The sequence below is a fragment of the Actinoallomurus liliacearum genome (assembly GCF_039542035.1).
In the GTDB taxonomy this organism is placed as follows: domain Bacteria; phylum Actinomycetota; class Actinomycetes; order Streptosporangiales; family Streptosporangiaceae; genus Actinoallomurus; species Actinoallomurus liliacearum.
In genome coordinates this window covers 1-23,939 of sequence record NZ_BAABHJ010000011.1, presented here as the reverse complement: position 1 = coordinate 23,939, position 23,939 = coordinate 1, and the positions used below count along the sequence as shown (strand labels likewise).

Below are 23,939 nucleotides of genomic sequence, written 5' to 3'. Positions count from 1 at the left end.
ACGCCGCTGCGCCGCGCCCTCGGCGACGCATGGGCGGACGGCGGGACGAAGCGCCTGTCCGGCTGCATCATCATGGGAGGGTGCTCGCCGACGTCGTTCCGTACCTCCGTTGCCCGCTGTGCGCGGGTGACCTCGCCGTCGCGGGAGCGGCCCTGCGCTGCTCCGAGGGGCACGCGTTCGACATCGCCCGGCAGGGCTACGCCAACCTGCTGACCGGCAAGGCCCACCTGGGCACCGCCGACACCCCGGAGATGGTCGCGGCGCGCGCGGACTTCCTCGGCGGCGGTCACTTCGCCCCGCTCACCGAGCTGATCGCCGAACGCGCGGCCGCGCTCGATCCGGGGGACGGGTGCGTGCTGGACGCCGGCGCGGGCACGGGCCACTACCTCGCGGCCGTCCTCGACCGGATGCCGGGGCGGTCCGGCATCGCGCTGGACATCTCCAAGCACGCCCTGCGCCGGGCCGCGAAGGCGCATCCGCGGATCGGCGCGCTCGTGTGGGACGTCTGGCGGCCCTTCCCCGTCCGTACGGGCACGGTGTCGGTCCTCATCGATGTCTTCGCGCCGCGGAACGGCGCGGAATTCCACCGGGTGCTCCGGTCCGGCGGGACGCTGATCGTGGTCACGCCGGCCGCGCATCACCTGGGGGAGGTGATCGGGCCGCTCGGCCTGATCTCCGTGGACGAGCGGAAGGCGGACCGCGTTTCCGACTCGGTGGGTGAGCGGTTCGCCCCTGTGGGAACGTGGGCGCTGGAGGTTCCGCTGTCCCTCACCCGCGCCGAGGTCCGGTCGCTCGCCGCCATGGGTCCGAGCGCCCGGCACGCCGATCCCGGCGCGTTGCGGGCCGCGATCGGCGCCCTTCCGGAGCCGATCAAGGTGACCGCGGCCTTCGAGGTGCGCGCTTTCGGCGTACGGTAGACACGCGCTTTCGACGTACGGCCGGAAAGCTGGTACCTTTGACTTTTGACTGGCCTGGCGTTCACGCGTCGGGCGCGCAAGCGGAGGTCACCTCCCACCTGATCGGCCGCGCTCCCTCGGGAGTGGAGAGGCTGATGGGTCCCGGTCAGGCACGCTGTCGGCGTGCCCACCTCGTCGGCTTCGGCCGTCGGGGCGTCCGGTGGTGGCCCTGCATGCGAGTCGTGCGGGGCTTTTTCGTTTGAAGGGGCCCGGGGCATGGCCGGTCAGGACAGCTCGAAAGCCCCAAGGAGGTCCCATCAGCGCCGAACCGCGTATCAACGAGCGCATTCGCGTGCCCGAGGTCCGGCTCGTCGGTCCGAACGGCGAACAGGTCGGCATCGTGCCGATCGCCAAGGCACTCGACCTTGCCCGGGAGTCCGACCTCGACCTCGTCGAGGTCGCCCCGACCGCGAGGCCGCCCGTGGCCAAGCTCATGGACTACGGAAAGTTCAAGTACGAGTCCGCGATGAAGGCCCGCGATGCGCGACGTAACCAGGCGCACACGGTCATCAAGGAGATCAAACTCCGGCCGAAGATCGATCCGCACGACTACGGCACCAAGAAGGGCCACGTCGAGCGGTTCCTCAAGGCAGGTGACAAGGTCAAGGTCACGATCATGTTCCGTGGCCGCGAGCAGTCCCGACCGGAGCTGGGCTTCCGGCTGCTGCAGCGGCTGGCGGAGGACGTCGAGGAGCTCGGCTTCGTCGAGTCGCGGCCCAAGCAGGACGGCCGCAACATGATCATGGTCCTCGGCCCGCACAAGAAGAAGAGCGAGGCCAAAGCCGAAGGTCCGCGCGCGACCGGCAGTCGAGCGCGGCGGCAGGAAGAGCAGGAGCACGGTTCCCCGGCCTGACCGGGCCCTGCTCCGCCACGACCCTGCTCACTGAGCGGGGTCGTCTCGCGATGAGGTACGCACACCGCGCCTCCCCGGCGTCCGGCACTCCCTGAGGAGTCGCCGTGCGCCCGGAATGAGGTGCACGGACATAGGGAGACGTCGGCGACCATGCCGAAGATGAAGACGCACAGTGGTGCCAAGAAGCGTTTCAAGAAGACGGGCACCGGCAAGGTCATGCGCCGCCGCGCCAACCGTAACCACCTCCTCGAGCACAAGCCGACCAAGCGCACGCGCCGGCTCGACGGAGCGGTCGTCCTGTCGAAGAGCGACGAGAAGAAGATCAAGAAGCTGCTCGGCGACTGAGCCCGGCACCACCTGATCGCCGGGCTCCGGCATCCATGCGGTGCCGAGAGTCCCGTTAGTCGAACGACCGGCCGGCCTAAAAGGCACGGCCTCCACGAAGGAGTTTCAAGACGTGGCACGCGTGAAGCGGGCGGTCAACGCCGCCAAGAAGCGTCGGGTCGTCCTCGAGCGGGCGAGTGGCTACCGTGGCCAGCGGTCGAGGCTGTACCGCAAGGCCAAGGAGCAGCAGCTCCACTCGATGACGTACGCCTTCCGTGACCGGAAGGACCGCAAGGGCCAGTTCCGTCGCCTGTGGATCCAGCGGATCAACGCGGCGGCCCGCGCGAACGGCATGACGTACAACCGGTTCATCCAGGGTCTGCGCGAGGCCGGCGTCGAGGTCGACCGGCGCATGCTCGCCGAGCTCGCGGTCAACGACGCCGCGGCGTTCACGGTCCTGGTCGAGACGGCCAAGAAGGCGCTGCCCGCCGAGGGCAGCGCGGCCGCCTGACGGTATAGATAACGACGCTGATGGCGGGCCGCGAGCTGACCTCTACTCGATCACCACGGGTGAAGGCGGCTCGTCGGCTCGCCAAACGCGCGTTCCGCCGCCGCGAGCGGCGGTTTCTCGCCGAGGGCCCCCAGGCGGTACGCGAGGCCCTCGCGCTCGACGGCGTCCTCACCGAGCTGTTCACCACGGCCGAGGCGGAGATCCGCCACCAGGATCTGATCGCTCAGGCCGAGCGATCCGGGGTTCCGACCTTCCGGGTGAGCGGCGAGGTCATGGCCGAGCTCGCGCAGACCGTCACCCCACAGGGTCTCCTCGCCGTCTGCGCGTTCGTGGACGTCGACCTGAGAGCGGCGCTCGAGCCGCAGCCGCGCCTCGTCACCGTGCTGGCGCACGTGCGGGACCCGGGGAACGCCGGCACCGTGCTGCGCACCGCCGACGCCGCGGGGTCCGACTCGGTGATCTTCACGGACGCGTCCGTCGATCCGTACAACGGCAAGTGCGTCCGCGCGTCGGCGGGCAGCCTGTTCCATCTGCCGGTCGTGGTCGGGCCACGGTTCGACACCCTCATCCCGGCCCTGAAGGAGTCCGGCCTGACGGTCCTGGCCGCCGACGGCGCGGGGAAGTGCTCCCTGGACGCCGCCCTGGACAAGGGAACCCTCAGCGGCCCGACCGCCTGGGTGTTCGGCAACGAGGCGTGGGGCCTGCCGGACGAGATCCTGGACGCGGTCGACGAGGTCGTACGCGTCCCGATCTACGGCGGCGCCGAGAGCCTCAACCTCGCCACCGCCGCCGCCGTGTGCCTGTACGCTTCGGCCCGCGCCCAGCGGGCCGGCGAGTCCTCCTGACGCCGCGATCCTCAGCGAAGGGCCAGGGTGAGGGCCACCCCGAGCCCGAACGTGACGACGACGGCCCGTAGGACGCCCGGAGACAGGCGGCGGGCCACGCGGGCGCCGAAGAAGCCGCCGACCAGACTGGTCACCGCCATGATCGCGACGGCCGGCCAGCGCACCGGGCCGAACAGCGCGAAGGCGACGAGGGCCACCGTGTTGATCACCAGGGACAGCACCGCGCGAACGGCGTTGAGCCGCTGCAGGTGGTCGTGCACGAAGACGCCGAGCAGGCCGAGCAGCATGACGCCGAGCCCGGCGCCGAAGTACGCGCCGTAGGCGCCTCCGACCAGGACGCCGCCGTGCAGCATCATCCGGTGTCCGGTCCCGGTGAGGCGCTGCGCGGCGTCGAGGCGGCGCTTCAGCCACGGCTGCGCCGCGAGGAGCAGGCTGGCCAGCGCGACCAGCACCGGCACGAGCGCGGCGAAGACGCTCGCCGGGGTGAGCAGGAGCAGGACACAGCCGGCCACGGCGCCGAGCACGCCGGTCACGCTCAACGCGATGGCGCGTCCCCGCCGGCCCACCAGTTCGGCGCGGTAGCCCGCGACACCGCCGACATAGCCCGGCCACAGCGCGACCGTGTTGGTCACGTTCGCCGTGAGGTTCGGACAGCCCACGGCCAGCAGGGCGGGGAACGAGATCAGCGACCCACCGCCGGCGATCGCGTTGACCCCGCCGGCCGCCACGCCGGCCGCGCCGAGCAGCCCCATGTCGAGGAGGTCCAAGTCCGGCTCCTTCCGGGGCGCCGGGCCGTGACCCGTCGCGGACGGCCCCGTCGCGGTCGCGGAGAGTGAGTGGCGTCGATCGAGACTGTAGCCGGGGCCGCGCTCCCGCCGTTACCCGGCCGGCGGGGCGAGCCCCGCGATAGGGGACGCCTCACATGATCGGGGGCGTGGGCGGGACGTTCGATACCGAACGCAACAGTGACGTCTTCTCGCTGTAACAAATCAGCGACCCGATTCGTTCATTGGACGAAAAGGCGACATGATCGGTGGTGTCGATTCCGCCGCGCCGGATCGGTCGACCGGCCCGCAGCCGGTTCCCCTTCCCGGTGCCCGTCGCGGCGTCGACGTGGATTCCGATGAACGGGGCAAAAGGGTTGGAAACGAACATAAGAGGCATTCCGCTGCCTCGCCGTCGTGCGGCGGCGGGTTGCGAGAGAGGTCCGGGCAGGTCTCCGCTGGCGCGCGGGGGCGCCCACCGGTGCCAGGCGCAGGCCGGGCGCGTGATGGCGGCCCGGGTGGTCCGGCGCAACGGCGCCGCGGCGGTCGTGGCGATCGGCGGCGAGATCGACGTGCAGACGGCGGGGCGGCTGCGCGCGGATCTCCTGGAGCTCATCGACGGCGGGCACATCAACCTCGTCGCCGACTTCGACGCCGTCCGCTTCTGCGACGCCGCCGGGCTCGGCGCGCTGGTCGCCGTGGGCAACCGGCTGCGGGAGAAGGGCGGCACGCTCCGCCTGGCACGGGTGCGGCCGGCGCAGCGGAGGATTCTGCGAATCACTCGGCTCGACGAGTTGTTCCCGACGTATGACACGGTCGATGAGGCGTTCGGTAACTGACATCTGGGCGACATGTCAGGAACATCCGTAATTAACGACACTGGCGTGGCGGTATTTACGTCGTCCGCACTAGAGTCAGGCCTGCACTGTCAATATGGAGCCGGGGGAGGTGGCCGCGGTCGTGGGCGGACCGGTTCCGCGCGACGTTGAACCCTCCGCCGGGCAGACGGCGCAGCGGGGAGTCTCTTCCGAGCAGCGCGAGGTCTCTCCCGAGCGGTGGGACGTCGCTCCCGACTCGCTGCCCGACGGGCTCGTCGTGGCCGACGCCGATCGGCGGGTCGTGGTCTTCAACCGGGCGGCGGCCCGGCTGACCGGCATCGCGCCGGCCGCGGCCCTCGGCCGCGACTTCGCCGACGTGCTGCCGCTGCGCGACGCCGACGGCCGCGACTGGTGGAAGTGCCTCGACCCGTACGGCGGCCTGGCCACCCGCACCCGTCACCCGGAGCGGCCGCTGTACCTCGGCGACGGGCCGGAGCTGCTGGTCACCGCCTCCTACGACCGGGAGGCGGACGGCACCGTCCGCCGGTTCACGATCGCCCTGCGGGACGCGGCCGAGCGCGCCCGCCACGAGCGCGGGCGGGCCGACCTCGTCTCCACCGTCGCCCACGAGCTGCGGTCCCCGCTGACGAGCGTCAAGGGCTTCACCGCCACCCTGCTGGCCAAGTGGCACCGGTTCAACGACGACCAGAAGCGGGTCATGCTCGAGACGGTCAACTCCGACGCCGACCGGGTGACCCGGCTGATCACCGAGCTGCTGGACGTCTCGCGCATCGAGGCGGGCCGCCTGGAGATGCGCCGCCAGGTCGTCGACGTCGTCGAGGAGGCCCGCAAGATCATCGCCGGCCGGGTCGCGGCGGGCGACCCGGCGAACCGCTTCGAGCTTCAGGTCCGGGGCGAGTTGCCGGAGATGTGGCTCGACCCGGACAAGATCGACCAGATCATCGGCAATCTCGTGGAGAACGGCCTGCGGCACGGGGCTGGTACCGTAACGATCGTGGTGGAGCCGGACGCGAGCACGCGTGGAGCCGTCGTCGCCGTGCGCGACGAGGGTGAGGGCATCCCGCCGGAGGCGGCCCAGCGCGTCTTCCGCCAGTTCTGGCGCGGCCACGGCCAGCCCCGTGGCGGCACGGGCCTCGGTCTCTACATCGTCAAGGGCCTCGTCGAGGCGCACGGTGGCACCATCTCGGTACGGCGCGCCCCGGGTGGCGGCGCCGAGTTCCGATTTAGTCTGCCCGCCGGGGCTCCAGACTTCGCCTGAGAGCGCCGCGGGCTTCCCGAGCGGCCCGTCCTGCCATGATCATCTGATGGCCGCGTCACGGGCCGCAGGCCATGCGCCGACTAGACTCGTTCGCCGTTCCGCCATTGCTGGAGTAACTGACACTCATGTCCGCACCCAATAAGTCCTATGACCCCGTCGAGGTCACCGCGCTCCATCCGGACGAGGTGGCCCGCGCGCGCGACGAGGCGCTCGCCGCGATCCAGGCCGCCGCGAGCCTCGACGAGCTGAAGCAGGTCCGCCTCGCCCACGCCGGCGACCGCTCGCCGCTCGCGCTCGCCAACCGGGAGATCGGCGCCCTGCCGCCGCACGCCAAGGCCGAGGCGGGCAAGCGCGTCGGCACGGCCCGCCGTGAGGTCTCCGAGGCGCTCAAGACACGCCAGGCCGAGCTGGAGGAGGAGCGCGACCAGCGCGTCCTCGTCGAGGAGGCCGTCGACGTCACCCTCCGGCTCGACCGCGCGCCGCGCGGCGCCCGGCACCCGGTGACCACCATCGCCGAACGCATGGCCGACGTCTTCGTCTCCATGGGCTTCGAGCTGGCCGAGGGCCCCGAGGTCGAGGCCGAGTGGTTCAACTTCGACGCGCTGAACTTCCCGCCCGCCCACCCGGCGCGCGAGATGCAGGACACCTTCTTCGTCGAGTCCGAGGACTCCGGGCTGGTCCTGCGCACCCACACCTCGCCGGTGCAGATCCGCGCCCTGCTGACGCGTGAGCTGCCCGTCTACGTCGTGTGCACCGGCCGTACCTTCCGCACCGACGAGCTCGACGCGACGCACAGCCCCGTCTTCCACCAGATGGAGGGCCTCGTCGTCGACGAGGGCATCACGATGGCCGACCTGCGCGGCGCGATCGGCGCGTTCGTCACCGGCATGTTCGGCGCGGGCCTGAAGACCCGGTTCCGCCCGTACTACTTCCCGTTCACCGAGCCGTCCGCCGAGGTGGACATGCAGTGCTTCGTCTGCCGCGGTGCCTCGGCCGAGCCGGGCGGCGAGCCGTGTCGCACCTGCCGGTCCGAGGGCTGGATCGAGCTGGGCGGCTGCGGCATGGTCAACCCGCGGGTGCTGGTCGCCGCCGGGGTCGACCCGGAGCGGTACAGCGGCTGGGCGTTCGGCCTCGGCGTCGAGCGCACGCTCATGTTCCGGCACGGTGTCGAGGACATGCACGACATGTTCGAGGGTGACGTGCGCTTCACCCAGGCGTTCGGGATGGAGATCTGATGCGCGTCCCTGTTTCGTGGCTGCGGGAGTACGCCGAGCTGCCCGCCGAGGTCACCGCCCGCGACATCGCCCAGAAGCTGATCGCGGCCGGTCTGGAGGTCGAGTCGGTCGAGGCCGTCGGGCACGACGTGTCCGGCGTGGTCACCGGCCAGGTCCTGGAGATCGAGGAGCTGACCGGCTTCAAGAAGCCGATCCGGTTCTGTCAGGTCGACGTCGGCGAGGCGGAGCCGCGCGGCATCGTCTGCGGGGCGACCAACTTCACCGTCGGCGACCGGGTCCCGGCCTCGCTGCCCGGGGCCGTCCTGCCCGGCGGCTTCAAGATCGCCGCGCGCAAGACGTACGGCCGGGTCTCCGACGGCATGATCTGCTCGGAGGCCGAGCTCGGCCTGGCCGAGAGCAGCCCCGGCATCCTCGTGCTGCCGCCGGACACCCCGCTCGGGGCGGACTTCGTCGAGCTGGTCGGGCTGCGCGACGAGGTGCTCGACATCGCGATCACCCCCGACCGGGGCTATACCGCGTCGATCCGCGGCATCGCGCGGGAGGCGGCGACGGCGTTCGGCGTACCGTTCCGCGACCCGGCCGACCTCGAGATCCCGGCCGAGACCGGCGAGTCGTACCCGGCGAGCATCGCCGACCCGACCGGCTGTGACCGCTTCGTGCTGCGGGAGGTGCGCGGCTTCGCGCCGGACACGCCGTCGCCGCTGTGGATGCGGGTCCGGCTGGCCCGCGCCGGGATGCGCTCGGTCTCCCTGGCCGTCGACGTCACCAACTACCTCATGCTGGAGCTCGGGCAGCCGCTGCACGCCTTCGACCGGGCCAAGCTGACCGGCCCGATCGTCGTACGCCGCGCGGAGCCCGGCGAGCGGCTGGAGACCCTCGACCACGTCGTACGGGATCTGCACCCCGACGACGTCCTGATCACCGACGGGTCGGGTCCGCTCTCGCTGGCGGGCACGATGGGCGGCCTGAACACCGAGATCGACGAGAAGTCGACCGACATGGTGATCGAGGGCGCGCACTTCGCGGCGAGCGACCTGGCGCGCCAGGGCCGCCGGCACAAGCTCAAGAGCGAGGCGCTGTACCGCTTCGAGCGCGGTGTCGACCGGGAGCTGCCGCTCGTGGCGACCTACCGGGCCGTGCGGATGCTGGCCGAACTCGGCGGCGCGGAGATCCTTCCGGGGGTCACGCACGCCGAGGCGCCGGCGGAGACCGCCACGATCACGATCCCGGCGAACCACCCGGACCGCGTCGCGGGCGTGACCTACGGCCACGACACGGTCGTCAGGCGGCTCCGCGACGTCGGCTGCGAGGTCACCGGCGAGGACGTCCTGACCGTGACCCCGCCGTCCTGGCGGCCGGACCTGTGCGACCCGAACGATCTCGCCGAAGAGGTCATCCGGCTCGAGGGGTACGAGAACATCCCGGCCCGCGCGCCGCGCTCGGTGGCCGGCCGTGGCCTCACCCCGGCGCAGCGGCTGCGCCGCCGTGTCGGTCGGGCCCTGGCCGCCGCCGGATACCACGAGGTGATCAACTACCCGTTCGTGTCCGCGGCCGACGCCGGCGCCCTGCAACTGCCCGCCGACGACGCCCGCCGGCGCGCGCTGCGGCTGGCCAACCCGCTGACCGAAGAAGAGCCGTTCCTGCGGACGACGCTGCTGCCGGCGCTGCTGCGCTCGCTGCACCGCAACCTCGGGCGCGGCTTCTCCGACGTCGCCCTGTTCGAGACGGGCCTGGTGTATCGGCCTCGCCCGGACGCCCCGACGCCGCCCCGGCCGCCGGTCGACCGGGCGCCCACCGCCGAGGAGCTCGCCGCGATCGAGGCGGCACTGCCCGACCAGCCGTTCCGGGTGGCCGTCGTCCTGGCCGGACAGCGTGAGCCGGCCGGCTGGTGGGGCGAGGGCCGCCCGGCGACCTGGGCCGACGCCATCGAGGCCGCCCGGATCGTCGCGGCCGAGGCGGGCGTCGAGCTGGAGGTCAAGGCGGACCAGCACGCCCCCTGGCACCCCGGACGCTGCGCCGCGCTGTTCGCCGACGGGACGCTCGTCGGCCACGCGGGGGAGCTGCACCCCCGGGTGACCAAGGCGTTCGACCTGCCGGCGCGCGCCTGCGCGATGGAACTCGACCTGAGCCGGCTCGAGTCGAAGGCGGTCGGCACGGTGCTCGCGCCGCACATCGCGACCTATCCGGTGGCCACCCAGGACATCGCGCTCACGGTGGCCCATGACGTGCCCGCCGCCGAGGTGGAGACGGCCCTGCGGGCGGGCATCGAGACGCACGGCGCCGCGGGGCTGCTGGAGTCGATCCGGCTGTTCGACGTCTACACGGGGGAGCAGGTCGGCGAGGGCAACAAGTCGCTCGCCTACACGCTTCGCTTCCGCGCGCCCGACCGTACCCTCACCGCCGAGGAGACCACCGCCGCCCGGGACGCCGCCGTGGCCGCGGCGGCCGAGCGGGTCGGCGCCGTCCTGCGGGGCGCCTGAGGAGGCCTGTCGCGAAGTCCTCGTCCGTAGGACTTCGCGACGGACTCCAGGTCCGCGCCGTGGTCACGCACGCGTGACCACGGCGCGTCGGCCGGGCGTACGACCGGGTCGGTGGCTCAGACGGTGGCGATCGCCGGGTCGCTGGTGCTCGGGCGCCCGCTCTCGACGTGACCGGCCAGCCGCCGGAGGAACCTCTCATCGTCGGACACGACCGACAGGTCGTACCAGCCGTGGCGGCGACGGGCGGACGCGACGTGCACGGCGCGCCCGCCCGGCCGCAGCCGGTACGTCACCGGCCGCTCGTCGCCGTAGGCGTCCTTGACCGTCAGCCGTACGGGCTGCTCGCCGTCGTTGGTCAGCACCAGGCGAACCCGTTCGGCGCTCCCGTCGTGGCGTGCCGACACCTCCGGGCCGGCGCCGCCGCGTCCCGCGAGCCGCCGGAAGAAGCCGTTCGGGCCGTGCACCTCGAAGTCGTACGCGCCCGGACCCCACGTCCCGGAGAGCCGCGCGCCGCGCCCGACGGTGTAGGTCCAGGGCCCGCCGGCGTGAGTCGCGGAGGTGACCTGGAGGGCGGCGGCCGCCGCACCGTGCTCGGCGAACTCGATCACCAGACCGCCGGCGCTCGCGCGACCGTCCGCCGTCAGGTCGTACGGGAGCGGCCGGGCGGGACGCAGTCCGCGTTCCTGACGGGGCAGTGCCGGGTGTGCCGGCGGCTTCGGCACGTAGTCGGGGTGCCGGTCGCGGTCGGGCGGAAGGTACCCGCTGGTGTCGGGGAGGGCGGGCATCGCGGCGGCCGTCCGGCCGAATTCGAACGCCGAGGTCAGGTCGCCGCAGACCGCTCTGCGCCAGGCCGAGATGTTCGGCTCCCGGACCCCGAGACGCTGCTCCATGAAGCGGATGATCGAAGTGTGGTCGAAGATCTCCGAGCACACCCAGCCGCCCTTGCTCCACGGCGAGACCACGAACATCGGGACGCGCTGCCCGAGGCCGTACGGGCCCGCGACGTCACCGCCGGGCCCCGACGGGTGGTAGACCTCGCCGGTGACGTCCACCGTCGAACGTCCCTGCGCGGGAGACGACGGAGGGTACGGCGGCACCGCGTGGTCGAAGAAGCCGTCGTTCTCGTCGTAGGTGATGAACAGCGCGGTCCTGCTCCACACGTCCGGGTCGGCGGTCAGCGCGTCCAGGACCTGGGCGATGTACCAGGCGCCGTAGTTGGCGGGCCAGTTCGGGTGCTCGGTGAACGCCTCGGGAGCCGCGATCCAGGAGACCTGCGGCAGCCTTCCCGCCTTGACGTCGGCGCGGAGGATGTCGAAGAGCCCCTGCCCGTGCTTGGCGTCGGTGCCGGTGCGCGCCCGGTCGTACAGCGGATCGCCGGGCTCGGCGTTCCGGTACTGCGTGAAGTACAGCAGCGAGTTGTCGCCGTAGTTGCCGATGTAGGCGTCCCCGGTCCAGCCCCAGTAGCCCTTCGCGTCGAGGCCGTCGCCCACGTCCTGGTAGATCTTCCAGGAGATCCCGGCCTTCTCCAGGCGCTCGGGGTAGGTGGTCCAGGAATATCCCGCCTCGTCGTTGCCGAGGACCGGACCGCCGCCCTTGCCGTCGTTGCCGGTGTAGCCGGTCCACATGTAGTAACGGTTCGGGTCGGTCGGCCCCATCATCGAGCAGTGGTAGGCGTCGCAGATCGTGAAGGCGTCGGCCAGCGCGTAGTGGAACGGGATGTCCTCGCGCGTGAGGTAGGCCATCGTGGTGGCGGTCTTGGCCGGCACCCAGCGGTCGTACGCGCCGTTGTTCCAGGCCGCGTGCCCGCCGTTCCAGCTGTGGTCGAGGTCCTGGAGGAAGCGCAGGCCGAGGTCGGTGGCGTCCGGCCGGAACGGAAGGACGTCCTTGGTCCCGTCGGACTGGTACCAGACCGGCTTGCCGCCGGGCAGCGTCACGGGACGCGGATCGCCGAAGCCGCGCACGCCGCGCAGCGTGCCGAAGTAGTGGTCGAAGGACCGGTTCTCCTGCATGAGCACCACGATGTGCTCGATGTCGCGCAGGGTGCCGCTGCGGCGGGCGGCGGGGATCTCCGCGGCGCGGGCGATGCTCGTGGACAGCGCGGTCATCGCGGCCGTACCACCGGCGAGCTGCAGGAATCGTCGACGGTCGATGCTCATGAGGTCCTGCCTCGGGGTTCGGGGTCATCGGGGCAGGACAGTGATCTCAAGCGATTCGCAACTCATCACGGCCGACGGGACAAATCCGGGAGAAGCCTTGGCCAACCCGTTCCCGCGCCCGGGAACGGGAGGCGCCTCGGCGCGTCGGCGGCACTCGCTCCGGGTGCCGCCCGAGTGCGAGGCGCCCGCCCGCGTTGCTCGGGAAACCGCCGGGCGCGTCAGCTCGCGCCGAGTCTCCGGAGCGGCTTGCGCTTGGCGGCCTTCTTCACCGCGGCCGGCAGGTCCCGCAGCGGGCGTTCCCGGTCGCGCTCCTCCCGCTCGCTGAGCCGGCCGAGGGCGAACGCCTCGATGGCCGGCGTCCCGGGTCGGCGGGCCAGCTCACCGAGTCGCTCGGCGGCGACGACGCCGTCGTGATGGGCGCCGAGCAGCTCCTGCAGCCGCTCGGCCCGGCGGAGCAGCTTCTTGGCGGGTGAGCCCAGGGCGGGCGCGGCGGCCTCGGCGGTGTAGCGGGCGCGCTTGGCGGCCTTCCTTGTCCGGTGCAGTGCCGCGTCGCGCGCGGGACCGGCGGGCAGGCCGGCCGCGTGGGCATGGCGGCGCAGCATCTTCCGCCAGGCCTTGGCGACGGCCTTGGCCGTCTCCGGCCGGGCGGCTCGGCCGGCGCGTCGGTCGAGGAGAGGCGGGGCGGCGAGGAAGGCGTCGACGCTGTCGAGGAGGGCGAGGTAGCGCGGCGTCGACAGCGCCTCCCGGAGCCGGTCGCGGGCACGGAGCTCCTCCGCCGCCATTCCGGCGAGCCAGCTCGGCTCCTGGTCGGTATCCGGCAACTGCGCCAGGCGCCGCTCGAACCGCGCCCGGAGGACCTCCAGGTCGCGGACCTCGCCCAGGGCGTCGGCCAGCCACTTCAGCTCGGTCTCCAGGCCGGCGGCGCGAGCCGGCTCGATCAGGCGCCGGTGGGTGCGCAGGAGGCTGCGCATCCGCCGGGCGGCCACCCGCATCTTGTGCACCGAGTCGTCGTCGTGGTCGGCCAGCCGGACCAGGGGGTCGTACGCCAGCATCTTCGCGAAGTGCTTGCCCAGGTAGGTCACCAGCACGTCGCCGGCGGTGCCGGTGGCCGGCGGCCGCGCCGTGGCGGGGACCGTCTCCAGGGTCCGTGCCAGCTTGGATCGGGCGGCGGCCTCGCGGGCGCCGGCGTCGAGCAGGTGGTCGCCGACAGCGGCCAGGAAGTCGTCCGAGGCGGTGACGGCCTCGATCTCGATCTCCCGCCACGCCATCAGGCGGACCTCGCCGCCGTTCCGCCCGAACGGGTGCGCGTGCACCGTGTCGTCGGCGAGTTTCGCCAGCACCCGGCCGTCCTCGTCGAGCAGCGGGCGTTCGACCCGGCGGGTCTCCACCTCGGCCACGGGGATCAGCGGCCGGCCACGGGTGTGGGCGGTGACGAGCGTGACCAACTCCGCCGGAACGTCCTGCGCGCTCTCGGCGAGCGGCAGCCGGATCTCACGCTTGGTGTTCTTGCCGGCCGGCAGCTTCAGATGCCATCCGGCGTCGTCGCCGCCCTGGCGGCGGCGCAGGGTGATCCCGCGTGCGGCGAGGCGCAGGTCCTCGGTGTCGAAGTAGCGGGCCTGGAGGGTGTGCGTCGCGGGGGCGCCGACCCGCACCTCCAGGTCTGGAAGCACGAAGTCGGCGTCGGCGTCGTACTTTCGCTCGAGCTCCGTATGGCGAGCCACGTCTTTCTCCTTAAACAGCGCTATATCGGGGCAAACGACATACCCAGATCGCGGCCGTCGAAGAATCGTCGTGGCGGGAGAGTGGCCGTCCGAGGAGCGGAGACGGTGATCAGTGCGCCTTCTGGGCGGCGGTGATCAGTGCGCTCTCCGGCCGGCGGAGATCAGTGCGCCTTCTGGAACGCGGTGACGGTGGTGCCGCCCTTGGTGCAGTCGGCGCCGCGGCCGTTCTGCTGGATCTGGTCGGACGGGTAGATCACGCATGACCAGCCCTGGACCGCGAGCCCGCCTCCGCTGCCCTGCCCGGGTGCCTTGCCCTCGGCGACCGCGGCGAAGAACGCCTTGTAGACCGAGACCGCCTCCCCGCACGGGGCCGAGCCCTTGGTGACCTTGAGGTATGCGGAGGCGCCGCCGGCGGCGTCGATCTGTCCGCAGTCCACCGCGCCGGCCATCACCGTTTTCGTGGCCTTCGGCGTGCCGCCCGAACCGCAGGCGGCGGCGAGGAGCAGGACGGCCAGCGGCGGCGAGAGCACGGCGATGCGGCGCATGGAGGGACACTAGCGTCTTCTCGGATGCCGGAACGGCGGTTGCATGATGATGCAGGGAAATGCATACTTAACGCATCGGCGGAGGAGGAGACGATGGGCACGCGTGCGGCGGTCGCCGGAGCGAGCGGCTATGCGGGCGGTGAGCTGCTGCGCGTTCTGTCCGGCCACCCCGAGTTCGAGATCGGCGCGCTGACCGCCGCGTCCAGCGCGGGCACTCTCCTCGGGACGCACCAGCCGCATCTGTACCCCCTGGCGGACCGAATACTCACGGAAACGACATTCGAGACCCTGGCCGGCCATGACGTGGTCTTCCTGGCCCTGCCGCACGGGCAGTCCGGGCCGATCGCGGAGGGGCTCGGCGACGACGTGCTCGTCGTCGACTGCGGCGCGGACTTCAGGCTCTCCGACGCGGCCGAGTGGGAGCACTACTACGGCGGCACGCACGCCGGCACGTGGCCGTACGGCCTGCCGGAGCTGCCCGGCAACCGCGAGCGGCTCCGCGACACCCGGCGCATCGCGGTGCCGGGCTGCTACCCGACCGTGTCGCTCCTGGCACTGTTCCCCGCGTACGCCGCCGGGCTGGCCGAGCCCGACGCCGTGATCGTGGCCGCCTCCGGCACCTCCGGTGCGGGCCGGGCGCCCAAGCCCAACCTGCTCGGCAGCGAGGTCATGGGCTCCATGAGCGCGTACGGCGTGGGCGGCGTCCACCGCCACACCCCGGAGATCACCCAGCAGCTCTCCGCGGTGGCCGGCCACCCGGTCACCGTGTCGTTCACGCCGACCCTCGCGCCGATGAGCCGGGGGATCCTCGCCACCTGCTCGGCCAAGGCCGCGCCGGGCGTCACCGCGCAGCGCCTGCGCGAGGCGTACGCCCAGGCGTACGCCGACGAACCGTTCGTCCGCCTGCTGCCCGAAGGGCAGTGGCCCGCGACCGCCATGACGCTCGGCGCCAACACCGCCGTCGTCCAGGTCGTCCTCGACGACCGGGCCGGCCGTGTCGTCGCGGTGGCCGCCATCGACAACCTGACCAAGGGCACCGCCGGCGGGGCCGTGCAGAGCGCGAACCTCGCCCTCGGTCTGCCCGAACAACTGGGTCTCACCACGATCGGAGTCGCCCCGTGAGCGTCACCGCCCCTCTCGGCTTCAGAGCGGCCGGCCTGGCCGCCGGCATCAAGAAGGGCGGTGAACGCGACCTCGCCCTCGTCGTCAACGACGGCCCGTCCCGCGCGGCGGCCGGTGTCTTCACCCGCAACCGCGTGAAGGCGGCGCCGGTGCTGTGGTCGGAGCAGGTACTGCGCGGCGGGCGGGTGCGCGCCGTCGTGCTGAACTCCGGCGGGGCCAACGCCTGCACCGGCCCGGCGGGCTTCCAGGACACGCACCAGACCGCGGAGAAGGTCGCCGCCGTCCTCGACGACTCGGCCGGCGAGATCGCGGTCTGCTCCACCGGCCTGATCGGTGAGCGGCTGCCCATGGACACGCTGCTGGCCGGCGTCGAGGAGGCGGCCCGCGAGCTGTCCCGCGACGGCGGCCTCCCGGCGGCCGACGCGATCCGGACCACGGACACCGTCGCCAAGATCGCCTTCCGCCGGGCGACCGACGGCTACACGGTCGGCGGCATGGCCAAGGGCGCGGGCATGCTCGCGCCGGCCCTCGCCACCATGCTCTGCGTCATCACGACCGACGCCGACGTCGACGCGGCGACCCTCGACCGGATCCTGCGGCGGGCGTGCGCGGTGACCTTCGACCGGCTCGACACCGACGGCTGCATGTCCACCAACGACACCGTCCTGCTGCTGGCCAGCGGCGCGAGCGGGGTGACCCCGTCCGAGGACGAGCTCGCCCAGACGGTCACCGACATCTGCGCCGACCTGGCCCGGCAGCTGCTGCTCGACGCCGAGGGCGCGACCAAGGCGATCGCGATCGAGGTCGTCGGCGCGGCCGACGACGAGGACGCGGTCCTCGTCGGGCGCGCGGTGGCCCGCAGCAACCTGCTCAAGTGCGCGATCCACGGCGAGGATCCGAACTGGGGCCGCGTGCTGGCCGCCGTCGGCACGACCGACGCCGTGTTCGATCCGGACCGGCTCAACGTCGCGATCAACGGCGTCTGGGTGTGCCGCAACGGCTCCGTCGGCGACGACCGCGCCAAGGTCGACATGCGGCCGCGGGACGTGACCATCACGGTCGACCTCGGCTCCGGCGCCCACACCGCGACCGTGCACACCACCGACCTGACCGCCGACTACGTCCACGAGAACTCCGCGTACTCCTCATGACGACGAAACCGCGCATACGTACGCAGGCGAGCGCCGCCGCCCTGCAGAAGGCGGCCACGCTCATCGAGGCGCTGCCCTGGCTCGAGGAGTTCCACGGCACGACCGTCGTGATCAAGTACGGCGGCCACGCCATGATCGACGACGAGCTGCGGCTGGCCTTCGCCCGCGACGTCGCCTTCCTCCGGTACGCCGGGCTCCGCCCGGTCGTGGTGCACGGCGGGGGCCCGCAGATCAACGCCCAGCTCGACCGGCTCGGGCTGGAGAGCACCTTCACGGCCGGGCTCCGGGTGACCACGGCGGAGACGATGGACGTCGTCCGCATGGTGCTGGTCGGCCAGGTCGGGCCCGACGTCGTCGGGCTGCTCAACCAGCACGGCGCGTTCGGCGTCGGCATGTCGGGAGAGGACGCCCGGCTGTTCACCGCCGAGCGGAAGACCGCGGTCGTGGACGGCCGGGAGGTCGACCTCGGGATGGTCGGTGAGATCATCGACGTCGACACCGGCGCGGTCCGCAGCCTCCTCGACGACGGCCGCATCCCGGTGATCTCCAGCATCGCCCGCGGCGAGGACGGCGAGGTCTACAACGTCAACGCCGACACCGCGGCGGGTGCGCTGGCCGTCGCCCTGCAGGCCGGCAAGCTGATCGTGCTGACGGACGTCGAGGGCCTCTACTCCGACTGGCCGGCCGACGGCTCCGCGGACGCCTCCGAGGTGATCGACCAGATCACCGCCGACGACCTGGAGACGCTGCTGCCCGACCTGTCGGCGGGCATGGTGCCGAAGATGGGGGCCTGCCTGCGCGCCGTACGCGGCGGGGTGCCGCGCGCCCACGTCCTCGACGGCCGGGTCCCGCACGCGCTGCTGCTGGAGGTCTTCACCGACGAGGGGATCGGAACGATGGTGGTGCCGTCATGAACGACCTGCGGAAGCGGTTCGAAGCCGCGCTGATGCCCAACTACGGCGTCCCGCCGGTCGCGCTCGCCCGCGGCGAGGGCTGCCGGGTCTGGGACACCGACGGCGCCTCCTACCTCGACCTGATCGGCGGCATCGCGGTCTCCTCGCTCGGCCATGCCCACCCGGCGCTCGTGCAGGCGGTGTCCGCGCAGGTCGCCACCCTCGCGCACACCTCGAACCTGTTCCTGCACGAGCCCGAGGTGCTCCTCGCCGAGCGGCTCCTCGGCCTGCTCGGCGGCGACGGGCGCGTGTTCTTCACCAACTCCGGCACCGAGGCCAACGAGGCGGCCTACAAGCTCGTCCGGCGGCACGCCGGCCCCGGCAGGAGCTACGTCGTCGCGGCCGAGAGCGGCTTCCACGGCCGGACGATGGGCTCCCTCGCGCTGACCGGCAAGGCGGCGATCCGCGAGCCGTTCGGCCCGTTCCCCGCGGACGTGCGTTTCGTGACGTACGGCTCGGTCGACGAGCTGCGGGCCGCCGTCACCGGCGACTGCGCGGCCGTCTTCCTCGAGCCGACCCAGGGCGAGGCCGGGGTCATCCCCCCGCCGGAGGGCTACCTCACGGCCGCGCGGGCGATCTGCGACGAGGCCGGCGCGGCGCTCGTCCTCGACGAGATCCAGAGCGGCATCGGCCGCACCGGGACCTGGTTCCAGCACCAGCACGAGGGCGTCCGGCCCGACGTCATCACGCTGGCGAAGGGGCTCGGCGGCGGACTGCCCATCGGCGCCTGCGTCGGCTTCGGCCCGTACGCCACCGCGTTCGGCAAGGGCGACCACGGCTCGACGTTCGGCGGCAACCCGGTGGCCTGCGCCGCCGCGCTCGCCGTGCTCGACACCATCGAGCGCGACGGGCTCCTCGACCACGTCACCAAGGTCGGCGACCGGCTCGCCGCCGGCATCGAAGCGGTCGACCACCCGCTCCTCGCGGGCGTACGCGGCGGGGGGCTGTGGCGGGCGATCGTCCTCACCGAGCCGAAGTCCGCGGCCCTCGAGGCCGCCGCCCGCGACGCCGGCTTCCTCGTCAACGCCGTCGCACCGCAGGCCGTCCGGCTCGCCCCGCCACTGATCATCACGGCGGACGAAGTGGACTCCTTCATCGCGGCTCTGCCGGGCATACTAGGGGCGACATGACCACGCCCCTGACCAAGACGGCACGGCAGTCGCGGATCATCGAACTGCTCGGCCGCAACGCCGTGCACTCCCAGAGCGAATTGGCCCGGCTGCTCGCCGACGCCGGTGTCGACGTCACGCAGGCCACCCTGTCGCGCGACCTCGTCGACATCGGCGCGGTCAAGCTGCGGGCCGAGGACGGCTCACTGATCTACGCGGTGCCCGGGGAGGGCGGCGAGCGCATCCGCCGCGCCCGGACCGGCGCCGCCGAGACGTTCGGCGGCCGCCTGGCCCGGCTCGCCCAGGAGCTGCTCGTCTCGGCCGAGGCCTCCGCCAACCTCGTCATCGTACGGACGCCGGCCGGCGCCGCGCAGTTCCTCGCCTCGGCCATCGACCACGCCGACTGGCCGACCGTGCTCGGCACGGTCGCCGGCGACGACACCGTCCTCGTGATCGCACGGGATCCCTCCGGCGGCGCCGACCTCGCGGCCGCTCTGCTCGCGCTGACCGAACGGCGCCCGGACGAACGCGCCGTGCGCGGTCCGCGTGACGTCGGCGACCCCGCCGGCCAGACATGGGAGCCCGTCGGTGCGGACGCCCCCGGCGTCCGAGGCGTCGGCGCGCCGACGCTCCCGGAGCACGCCGAACGACGACCGTAGGGGGCGTCCGGCGCCACCGGACACCCCCTGAGGGCACCGCCCGGCGCGGCGCCCGACCGATGCTCCGGCCCGGAGCACACCCCGGCACCCGCCGGGAACATTTTCATGATCGAGCTTTTCGGCCGCCTACGGACGGCCGCCGACACGGCCCGCCTGACATGCAGTAGTTTCGCATCGGCGGCCGGTCAAGGACGCCTGCCAACAGCTTCCCAGGGAGAAGAACAGCGTGACGGACGACCAGCAGCGCAAGACACCGACCAGGTTGTGGGGCGGCCGGTTCGAGGGCGGTCCGTCCGAGGCCCTCGCCCGGCTGTCGGTCAGCGTGCAGTTCGACTGGCGGCTCGCCCCGTACGACCTGCTGGGGTCGCGCGCCCACGCGCGGGTCCTGCACCGGGCGGGCCTGCTCACCGAGGACGAGCTGCGCCGCATGCTCGACGCGCTCGACGATCTCGACGACGCCTGCCGCTCCGGCGAGTTCCGGCCGGCCGTCGCCGACGAGGACGTCCACACCGCGCTCGAACGCGGCCTCCTCGAGCGCCTCGGCGCCCTCGGCGGCAAGCTGCGCGCCGGGCGTAGCCGTAACGACCAGGTCGCCACCGATCTGCGGCTCTACCTGCGGGACCACGTGCGGCAGATCGTCTCCCGGCTCGTGGAGCTGGAGACCGCGCTGATCGCGCAGGCCGACCACAACCTCGGGGTCGCCGCACCGGGGATGACCCACCTGCAGCACGCCCAGCCGGTGCTCTTCTCCCACCAGCTCCTGGCGCACGTGCACGCGTTCGCCCGCGACGTCGACCGGCTGCGGGACTGGGACAAACGGGCCGCGATCAGCCCGCTCGGCTCCGGCGCGCTCGCCGGGTCCTCCCTGCCCCTCGACCCGGAGGCCGTCGCCGAGGAGCTCGGCTTCGCCGCGGCCGCCCCCAACTCGATGGACGCCGTCAGCGACCGCGACTACGCCGTCGAGTTCCTCGCCGCGGCCGCCCTGATCGGCGTGCACCTGTCGCGGCTGGGGGAGGAGGTCGTCCTCTGGGCGTCCCAGGAGTTCCGCTGGATCGAGATGGACGACACGTACGCCACCGGGTCGTCGATCATGCCGCAGAAGAAGAACCCGGACGTCGCCGAGCTCGCCCGCGGCAAGTCCGGCCGGCTCATCGGCCACCTCACCGCCCTGCTGACCACCCTCAAGGGCCTGCCGCTCACGTACAACCGCGACCTGCAGGAGGACAAGGAGGGCGTGTTCGACGCCGTCGACACCCTCCTGCTCGTCCTGCCCGCCGTGTCCGGTCTGATCGCCACCATGCGCGTCAACACCGAGCGTCTGGAGGCCCTCGCGCCCCAGGGCTTCGCGCTCGCCACCGACGTCGCCGAACTGCTCGTCCGCAAGGGTGTGCCGTTCCGCGATGCGCACGAGGTCGTCGGCCACCTCGTCGTCTGGTGCCAGGTCAACGACAAGGACTTCGGCGACCTGAGCGACGATGAGCTCGCCAAGGTCTCCCCGCACCTGACCCCGGACGTACGCGACGTGTTCTCCGTGCAGGGCGCGCTGGCCGCGCGGAAGGCGTACGGCGGCACCTCCCCGGAGCGCGTCGCCGAGCAGCTCACGACGCTCCGCTCCCTCGTCGACGGCCACGCCTCCTGGGCGGCGTCGGGGGCCTGATGAGCGCTCCGCTCCCGCGCGCGTTCTTCGACCGGCTGCCCGAAGAGGTGGCGCCCGACCTGCTCGGGTGCGTCCTCGAGCGCTCCTTCCCCCAGGGCACGGTCGCGGTGCGCCTGACGGAGGTGGAGGCGTACGCCGGGCCCCTCGATCCGGCCTCGCACGCCTACCGGGGCCGGACGGACCGCAACGCCGTCATGTTCGGTCCGCCCGGCCACGCGTACGTGTACTTCACGTACGGCATGCATTACTGCGTGAACCTCGTGTGCCTGGAGGAGGGCATCGCCGCGGCCGTACTGATCCGGGCGGGGGAGATCGTCGAGGGCCGCGAGCTGGCCATGGCGCGCCGGCCGCGCTCCTCGGAGCGCGACCTGGCCCGCGGTCCGGCCCGGCTCTGCGAGGCCCTGGCGATCGACCGCGCCCTGTACGGCGCCGACGTGTGCGATCCGGAGAGCCCTCTGCGCGTCCTGCCGGGCGCGCCGGCCGCCGAGGTGCGCACCGGCCCCCGTACGGGCGTGACCAGTGCCAAGGACGTGCCCTGGCGGTTCTGGATCGACGGGGACCCGAGCGTCTCCGCCTACCGTCTGCACACCCCTCGCCGACGGGGCCCGGAGGCGCGCCGCTAGATCCGCGAGACCGGCCGCGCCGGAAGGTCCGTCCGCGGTCGGCCGCGCTCGGCGGGGGAAATCGGTGGGAGACCCGCCGGACGCCCCGTTACCTTGATGTCGAACCGGTCCGGCATCCTTGGTAGAGACCGGACGTACGTACGAGACGAGGAAGAACGTGGCCGACATACTGGACGATCTCGCCTGGCGGGGCCTGATCACACAGTCCACCGACCTGGACGATCTGCGGGCGATGCTCGCCTCGGGGCCGGTCACGCTCTATTGCGGTTTCGACCCGACCGCGCCCTCTCTCCACGTGGGGAGCCTGGTGCAGTTGCTGACGCTGCGCCGGTTCCAGCACGCGGGCCACCGGACGATCGGGCTGGTCGGCGGCGCGACCGGGCTGATCGGCGATCCGAGCGGCAAGAGCGCCGAGCGCACGCTGAACTCCGAGGAGGTCGTGGCCGGCTGGGTCGAGCGCATCCGGGCGCAGGTGTCGCGATTCCTCGACCTGACCGGCGACCGCGGCCTGATCGTCAGCAACCTCGACTGGACCGGCCCCATGTCGGCCATCGAGTTCCTGCGGGACATCGGCAAGCACTTCCCGGTCAACCGCATGCTCGCGCGGGAGACGGTGAAGTCGCGGCTGGACACCACCGGCCTGAGCTACACCGAGTTCAGCTACGTGCTGCTGCAGTCCATGGACTTCCTGGAGCTGTTCCGCCGGTACGACTGCCGGCTCCAGACCGGCGGAAACGACCAGTGGGGGAACCTCACGGCGGGCGTCGACCTCATCCGGCGAGTGGAAGGGGGCAGCGCGCACGCGCTGACGACCCCGCTCGTCACCCGCGCCGACGGCACGAAGTTCGGCAAGACGGCCGGCGGCGAGACGTACTGGCTGGATCCCGAGCTGACCTCGCCGTACGCCTTCTACCAGTTCTGGCTCAACGCGGACGACCGCGATGTCTCGACGTACCTGAGGTACTTCAGCTTCCGGAGCCGTGAGGAGATCGAGGAGCTGGAGAAGGCGACGAGCGAGCGCCCGGCCGCCCGAGCGGCACAGCGAGCCCTCGCCGAGGAGCTCACCACGCTCGTCCACGGAGCCGAGGAGACGCAACGCGTGATCGCCGCGTCTCGTGCGCTGTTCGGCCAGGGCGACCTGGGCGAACTGGACGAGCGCACGCTGGGCAGCGCGCTCGCCGAGGTGCCGTCCACGACCGTGTCCGGGCCGCTGCCTCCGGTCGTCGACCTGCTGACGGCGACCGGACTGGTGGGCAGCAAGTCCGAGGCCCGCCGCACGGTCGCGCAGGGCGGGGCGTACGTCAACAACGTCAAGGTCACCGATGAGGCGGCCGTACCCGACCAGGGCGACCTCCTGCAAGGCCGCTTCCTCGTGCTGCGGCGTGGCAAGCGGAACATCGGCGGAGTGACGGTCGCCTCCGACTGACCTCGCCGGGCGGCGCCCCTACCGGGGTGCCGCCCGGCCCGAGCACGCACGGACGGTACGCGAGCCGGGACCGGGTCGCGATGCGTCCTGTCGGCCGTAGCGGTGGGAGAGGCCGCCGTCGATCGTCCGAACGTACGGTCTCCTTCGAGCCTCCTGGTTTTCGAGATCACGAGTCGAGACTCAGACGGATCCCGGCGATCAGCGCAGATGCGATCACGTAGCGCCGATTTGACGGGTTATCCAGGTGGACGTAATGTTCTCTTCGCCCCAAGGGGAGCGGGACGCCGGAAGGCGGCCGGCCCAGGGGAAACCCACACGGAGTGTTGTTCTGGTCCGGACGGTGTCTGGACCGGGGTAGCATGGTGTGGTCGCCCCGAGACGGGATGCGGAACGCCGGTTGGATCTGGCGGTCGGCCCGTGGGGAACTTCTGGATGGTGCTGCTGCGGCCGGTTCGCTGGCCGGGGTTGCTGCTGTCTGGAGGGGCGTTCCGGCTGTGTGTGTCGGTCCCATAAAGATCTACGGATCGGGGTTGACAAACGGAGCGGGGGCGCTAAGATAGAAGGGTTGCCCCAGACGGGGTCCGGCGGAAGTCGGGTCTCGGACGGTGTGTGTCCGTTTCTTGAGAACTCAACAGTGTGCTAAAAGCCAGTGCCTTTATGGTCCTCGCTGATCGTGGTCGATTTCGGTTGGTCATGGTTGGTTTGGATTCCTTTGGCAAGAATAACTCTTGCCGGGATTGTTTTTCTCTTCA

At 72.2% G+C, this 23,939-nt stretch carries 21 protein-coding genes and 1 pseudogene; 17 read left to right on the top strand and 5 right to left on the bottom strand.

Going from position 1 to position 23,939, the window contains the following annotated elements; translation table 11 throughout:
• The first annotated feature begins 80 nt into the window (after window positions 1-80).
• From ABD978_RS19985 to ABD978_RS19965, 5 genes are all read left to right on the top strand, one after another.
• Window positions 81-917, top strand: a complete 837-nt coding sequence (locus ABD978_RS19985) for a putative RNA methyltransferase (RefSeq protein ID WP_345356309.1) — start codon at window positions 81-83, stop codon at window positions 915-917.
• 238 nt (window positions 918-1,155) lie between these two features.
• Window positions 1,156-1,809 (top strand): translation initiation factor IF-3, encoded by a 654-nt coding sequence (infC, locus tag ABD978_RS19980; RefSeq protein ID WP_345356306.1) that lies wholly within the window; start codon window positions 1,156-1,158, stop codon window positions 1,807-1,809.
• 150 nt (window positions 1,810-1,959) lie between these two features.
• A complete protein-coding gene (gene rpmI, locus ABD978_RS19975; protein ID WP_252783340.1) occupies window positions 1,960-2,154 on the top strand; it encodes a 50S ribosomal protein L35 in 195 nt (64 codons plus the stop codon).
• A gap of 112 nt (window positions 2,155-2,266) precedes the next feature.
• Entirely contained in the window at window positions 2,267-2,644 is a 378-nt protein-coding gene (gene rplT, locus ABD978_RS19970; protein ID WP_345356301.1) for a 50S ribosomal protein L20, read from the top strand.
• Between the two features lie 20 nt (window positions 2,645-2,664).
• Entirely contained in the window at window positions 2,665-3,489 is an 825-nt protein-coding gene (locus tag ABD978_RS19965) for a TrmH family RNA methyltransferase (protein WP_345356296.1), read from the top strand.
• An 11-nt stretch (window positions 3,490-3,500) separates the two neighbouring features.
• On the opposite strand, the gene ABD978_RS19960 is transcribed toward ABD978_RS19965, so the two are convergent.
• The gene (locus tag ABD978_RS19960) at window positions 3,501-4,256 is read right to left on the bottom strand and encodes a sulfite exporter TauE/SafE family protein (RefSeq protein ID WP_345356293.1); all 756 of its coding nucleotides are present in this window, start codon (window positions 4,254-4,256) and stop codon (window positions 3,501-3,503) included.
• Between the two features lie 151 nt (window positions 4,257-4,407).
• Window positions 4,408-4,644, bottom strand: a complete 237-nt coding sequence (locus tag ABD978_RS19955) for a hypothetical protein (protein WP_345356290.1) — start codon at window positions 4,642-4,644, stop codon at window positions 4,408-4,410.
• A gap of 115 nt (window positions 4,645-4,759) precedes the next feature.
• Here ABD978_RS19955 and ABD978_RS19950 point away from each other — a divergent pair, with 115 nt between their 5' ends.
• From ABD978_RS19950 to pheT, 4 genes are all read left to right on the top strand, one after another.
• Window positions 4,760-5,092, top strand: coding sequence for an STAS domain-containing protein (locus ABD978_RS19950; protein ID WP_345356605.1), 333 nt, complete (start codon window positions 4,760-4,762; stop codon window positions 5,090-5,092).
• A gap of 94 nt (window positions 5,093-5,186) precedes the next feature.
• Window positions 5,187-6,350 (top strand): sensor histidine kinase, encoded by a 1,164-nt coding sequence (locus ABD978_RS19945; RefSeq protein ID WP_345356287.1) that lies wholly within the window; start codon window positions 5,187-5,189, stop codon window positions 6,348-6,350.
• A gap of 125 nt (window positions 6,351-6,475) precedes the next feature.
• Window positions 6,476-7,585: a phenylalanine--tRNA ligase subunit alpha gene (gene pheS / locus ABD978_RS19940; protein ID WP_345356284.1), complete on the top strand. Its 1,110-nt coding sequence runs from the start codon at window positions 6,476-6,478 to the stop codon at window positions 7,583-7,585.
• Window positions 7,585-10,065, top strand: a complete 2,481-nt coding sequence (pheT, locus tag ABD978_RS19935) for a phenylalanine--tRNA ligase subunit beta (protein ID WP_345356281.1) — start codon at window positions 7,585-7,587, stop codon at window positions 10,063-10,065. Before pheS ends, pheT begins: the two co-directional genes overlap by 1 nt.
• A 116-nt stretch (window positions 10,066-10,181) precedes the next feature.
• Here the strand turns inward: pheT and ABD978_RS19930 are convergent, their stop codons facing one another.
• The 3 genes from ABD978_RS19930 to ABD978_RS19920 form a co-directional block, all read right to left on the bottom strand.
• On the bottom strand, window positions 10,182-12,221 hold the full coding sequence (locus ABD978_RS19930; protein WP_345356278.1) for a phosphocholine-specific phospholipase C: 2,040 nt from the start codon (window positions 12,219-12,221) through the stop codon (window positions 10,182-10,184).
• Between the two features lie 218 nt (window positions 12,222-12,439).
• Entirely contained in the window at window positions 12,440-13,942 is a 1,503-nt protein-coding gene (locus ABD978_RS19925) for a CYTH and CHAD domain-containing protein (RefSeq protein WP_345356275.1), read from the bottom strand.
• 161 nt (window positions 13,943-14,103) lie between these two features.
• A complete protein-coding gene (locus ABD978_RS19920) occupies window positions 14,104-14,487 on the bottom strand; it encodes a hypothetical protein (protein ID WP_345356272.1) in 384 nt (127 codons plus the stop codon).
• Between the two features lie 93 nt (window positions 14,488-14,580).
• Between ABD978_RS19920 and argC the strand changes: the two genes are divergently transcribed.
• The 8 genes and pseudogenes from argC to tyrS all read left to right on the top strand — a co-directional run bounded on the left by argC (window position 14,581) and on the right by tyrS (window position 23,187).
• Window positions 14,581-15,609, top strand: coding sequence for an N-acetyl-gamma-glutamyl-phosphate reductase (argC, locus tag ABD978_RS19915; protein WP_345356269.1), 1,029 nt, complete (start codon window positions 14,581-14,583; stop codon window positions 15,607-15,609).
• Window positions 15,606-16,760: a bifunctional glutamate N-acetyltransferase/amino-acid acetyltransferase ArgJ gene (argJ, locus tag ABD978_RS19910; RefSeq protein WP_345356266.1), complete on the top strand. Its 1,155-nt coding sequence runs from the start codon at window positions 15,606-15,608 to the stop codon at window positions 16,758-16,760. Before argC ends, argJ begins: the two co-directional genes overlap by 4 nt.
• Complete coding sequence (gene argB, locus ABD978_RS19905) at window positions 16,757-17,674, top strand: acetylglutamate kinase (RefSeq protein ID WP_345356263.1); 918 nt, start codon at window positions 16,757-16,759, stop codon at window positions 17,672-17,674. Before argJ ends, argB begins: the two co-directional genes overlap by 4 nt.
• Window positions 17,671-18,843, top strand: a complete 1,173-nt coding sequence (locus tag ABD978_RS19900) for an acetylornithine transaminase (RefSeq protein ID WP_345356260.1) — start codon at window positions 17,671-17,673, stop codon at window positions 18,841-18,843. Before argB ends, ABD978_RS19900 begins: the two co-directional genes overlap by 4 nt.
• Window positions 18,840-19,343 (top strand): annotated as a pseudogene (locus tag ABD978_RS19895) (arginine repressor); the annotation flags it as partial. The gene ABD978_RS19900 and the pseudogene ABD978_RS19895, both read left to right, overlap by 4 nt.
• A gap of 364 nt (window positions 19,344-19,707) precedes the next feature.
• Complete coding sequence (gene argH / locus ABD978_RS19890) at window positions 19,708-21,138, top strand: argininosuccinate lyase (protein ID WP_345356257.1); 1,431 nt, start codon at window positions 19,708-19,710, stop codon at window positions 21,136-21,138.
• Entirely contained in the window at window positions 21,138-21,761 is a 624-nt protein-coding gene (locus ABD978_RS19885) for a DNA-3-methyladenine glycosylase (protein WP_345356254.1), read from the top strand. The genes argH and ABD978_RS19885 overlap by 1 nt, the downstream gene beginning before the upstream one ends.
• A gap of 157 nt (window positions 21,762-21,918) precedes the next feature.
• Window positions 21,919-23,187, top strand: coding sequence for a tyrosine--tRNA ligase (gene tyrS, locus ABD978_RS19880; RefSeq protein WP_345356251.1), 1,269 nt, complete (start codon window positions 21,919-21,921; stop codon window positions 23,185-23,187).
• Window positions 23,188-23,939 lie beyond the last annotated feature (752 nt).

Coding starts and splice junctions, on each gene's coding strand:
- rpmI (WP_252783340.1), top strand. CDS start 1,960: ATGCCGAAGATGAAGACGCACAGTGGTGCCAAGAAGCGTTTCAAGAAG.
- ABD978_RS19965 (WP_345356296.1), top strand. CDS start 2,665: ATGGCGGGCCGCGAGCTGACCTCTACTCGATCACCACGGGTGAAGGCG.
- ABD978_RS19955 (WP_345356290.1), bottom strand. CDS start 4,644: ATGTTCGTTTCCAACCCTTTTGCCCCGTTCATCGGAATCCACGTCGAC.
- ABD978_RS19950 (WP_345356605.1), top strand. CDS start 4,760: ATGGCGGCCCGGGTGGTCCGGCGCAACGGCGCCGCGGCGGTCGTGGCG.
- ABD978_RS19945 (WP_345356287.1), top strand. CDS start 5,187: ATGGAGCCGGGGGAGGTGGCCGCGGTCGTGGGCGGACCGGTTCCGCGC.
- pheS (WP_345356284.1), top strand. CDS start 6,476: ATGTCCGCACCCAATAAGTCCTATGACCCCGTCGAGGTCACCGCGCTC.
- pheT (WP_345356281.1), top strand. CDS start 7,585: ATGCGCGTCCCTGTTTCGTGGCTGCGGGAGTACGCCGAGCTGCCCGCC.
- ABD978_RS19930 (WP_345356278.1), bottom strand. CDS start 12,221: ATGAGCATCGACCGTCGACGATTCCTGCAGCTCGCCGGTGGTACGGCC.
- ABD978_RS19920 (WP_345356272.1), bottom strand. CDS start 14,487: ATGCGCCGCATCGCCGTGCTCTCGCCGCCGCTGGCCGTCCTGCTCCTC.
- argC (WP_345356269.1), top strand. CDS start 14,581: ATGGGCACGCGTGCGGCGGTCGCCGGAGCGAGCGGCTATGCGGGCGGT.
- argB (WP_345356263.1), top strand. CDS start 16,757: ATGACGACGAAACCGCGCATACGTACGCAGGCGAGCGCCGCCGCCCTG.
- ABD978_RS19900 (WP_345356260.1), top strand. CDS start 17,671: ATGAACGACCTGCGGAAGCGGTTCGAAGCCGCGCTGATGCCCAACTAC.
- ABD978_RS19885 (WP_345356254.1), top strand. CDS start 21,138: ATGAGCGCTCCGCTCCCGCGCGCGTTCTTCGACCGGCTGCCCGAAGAG.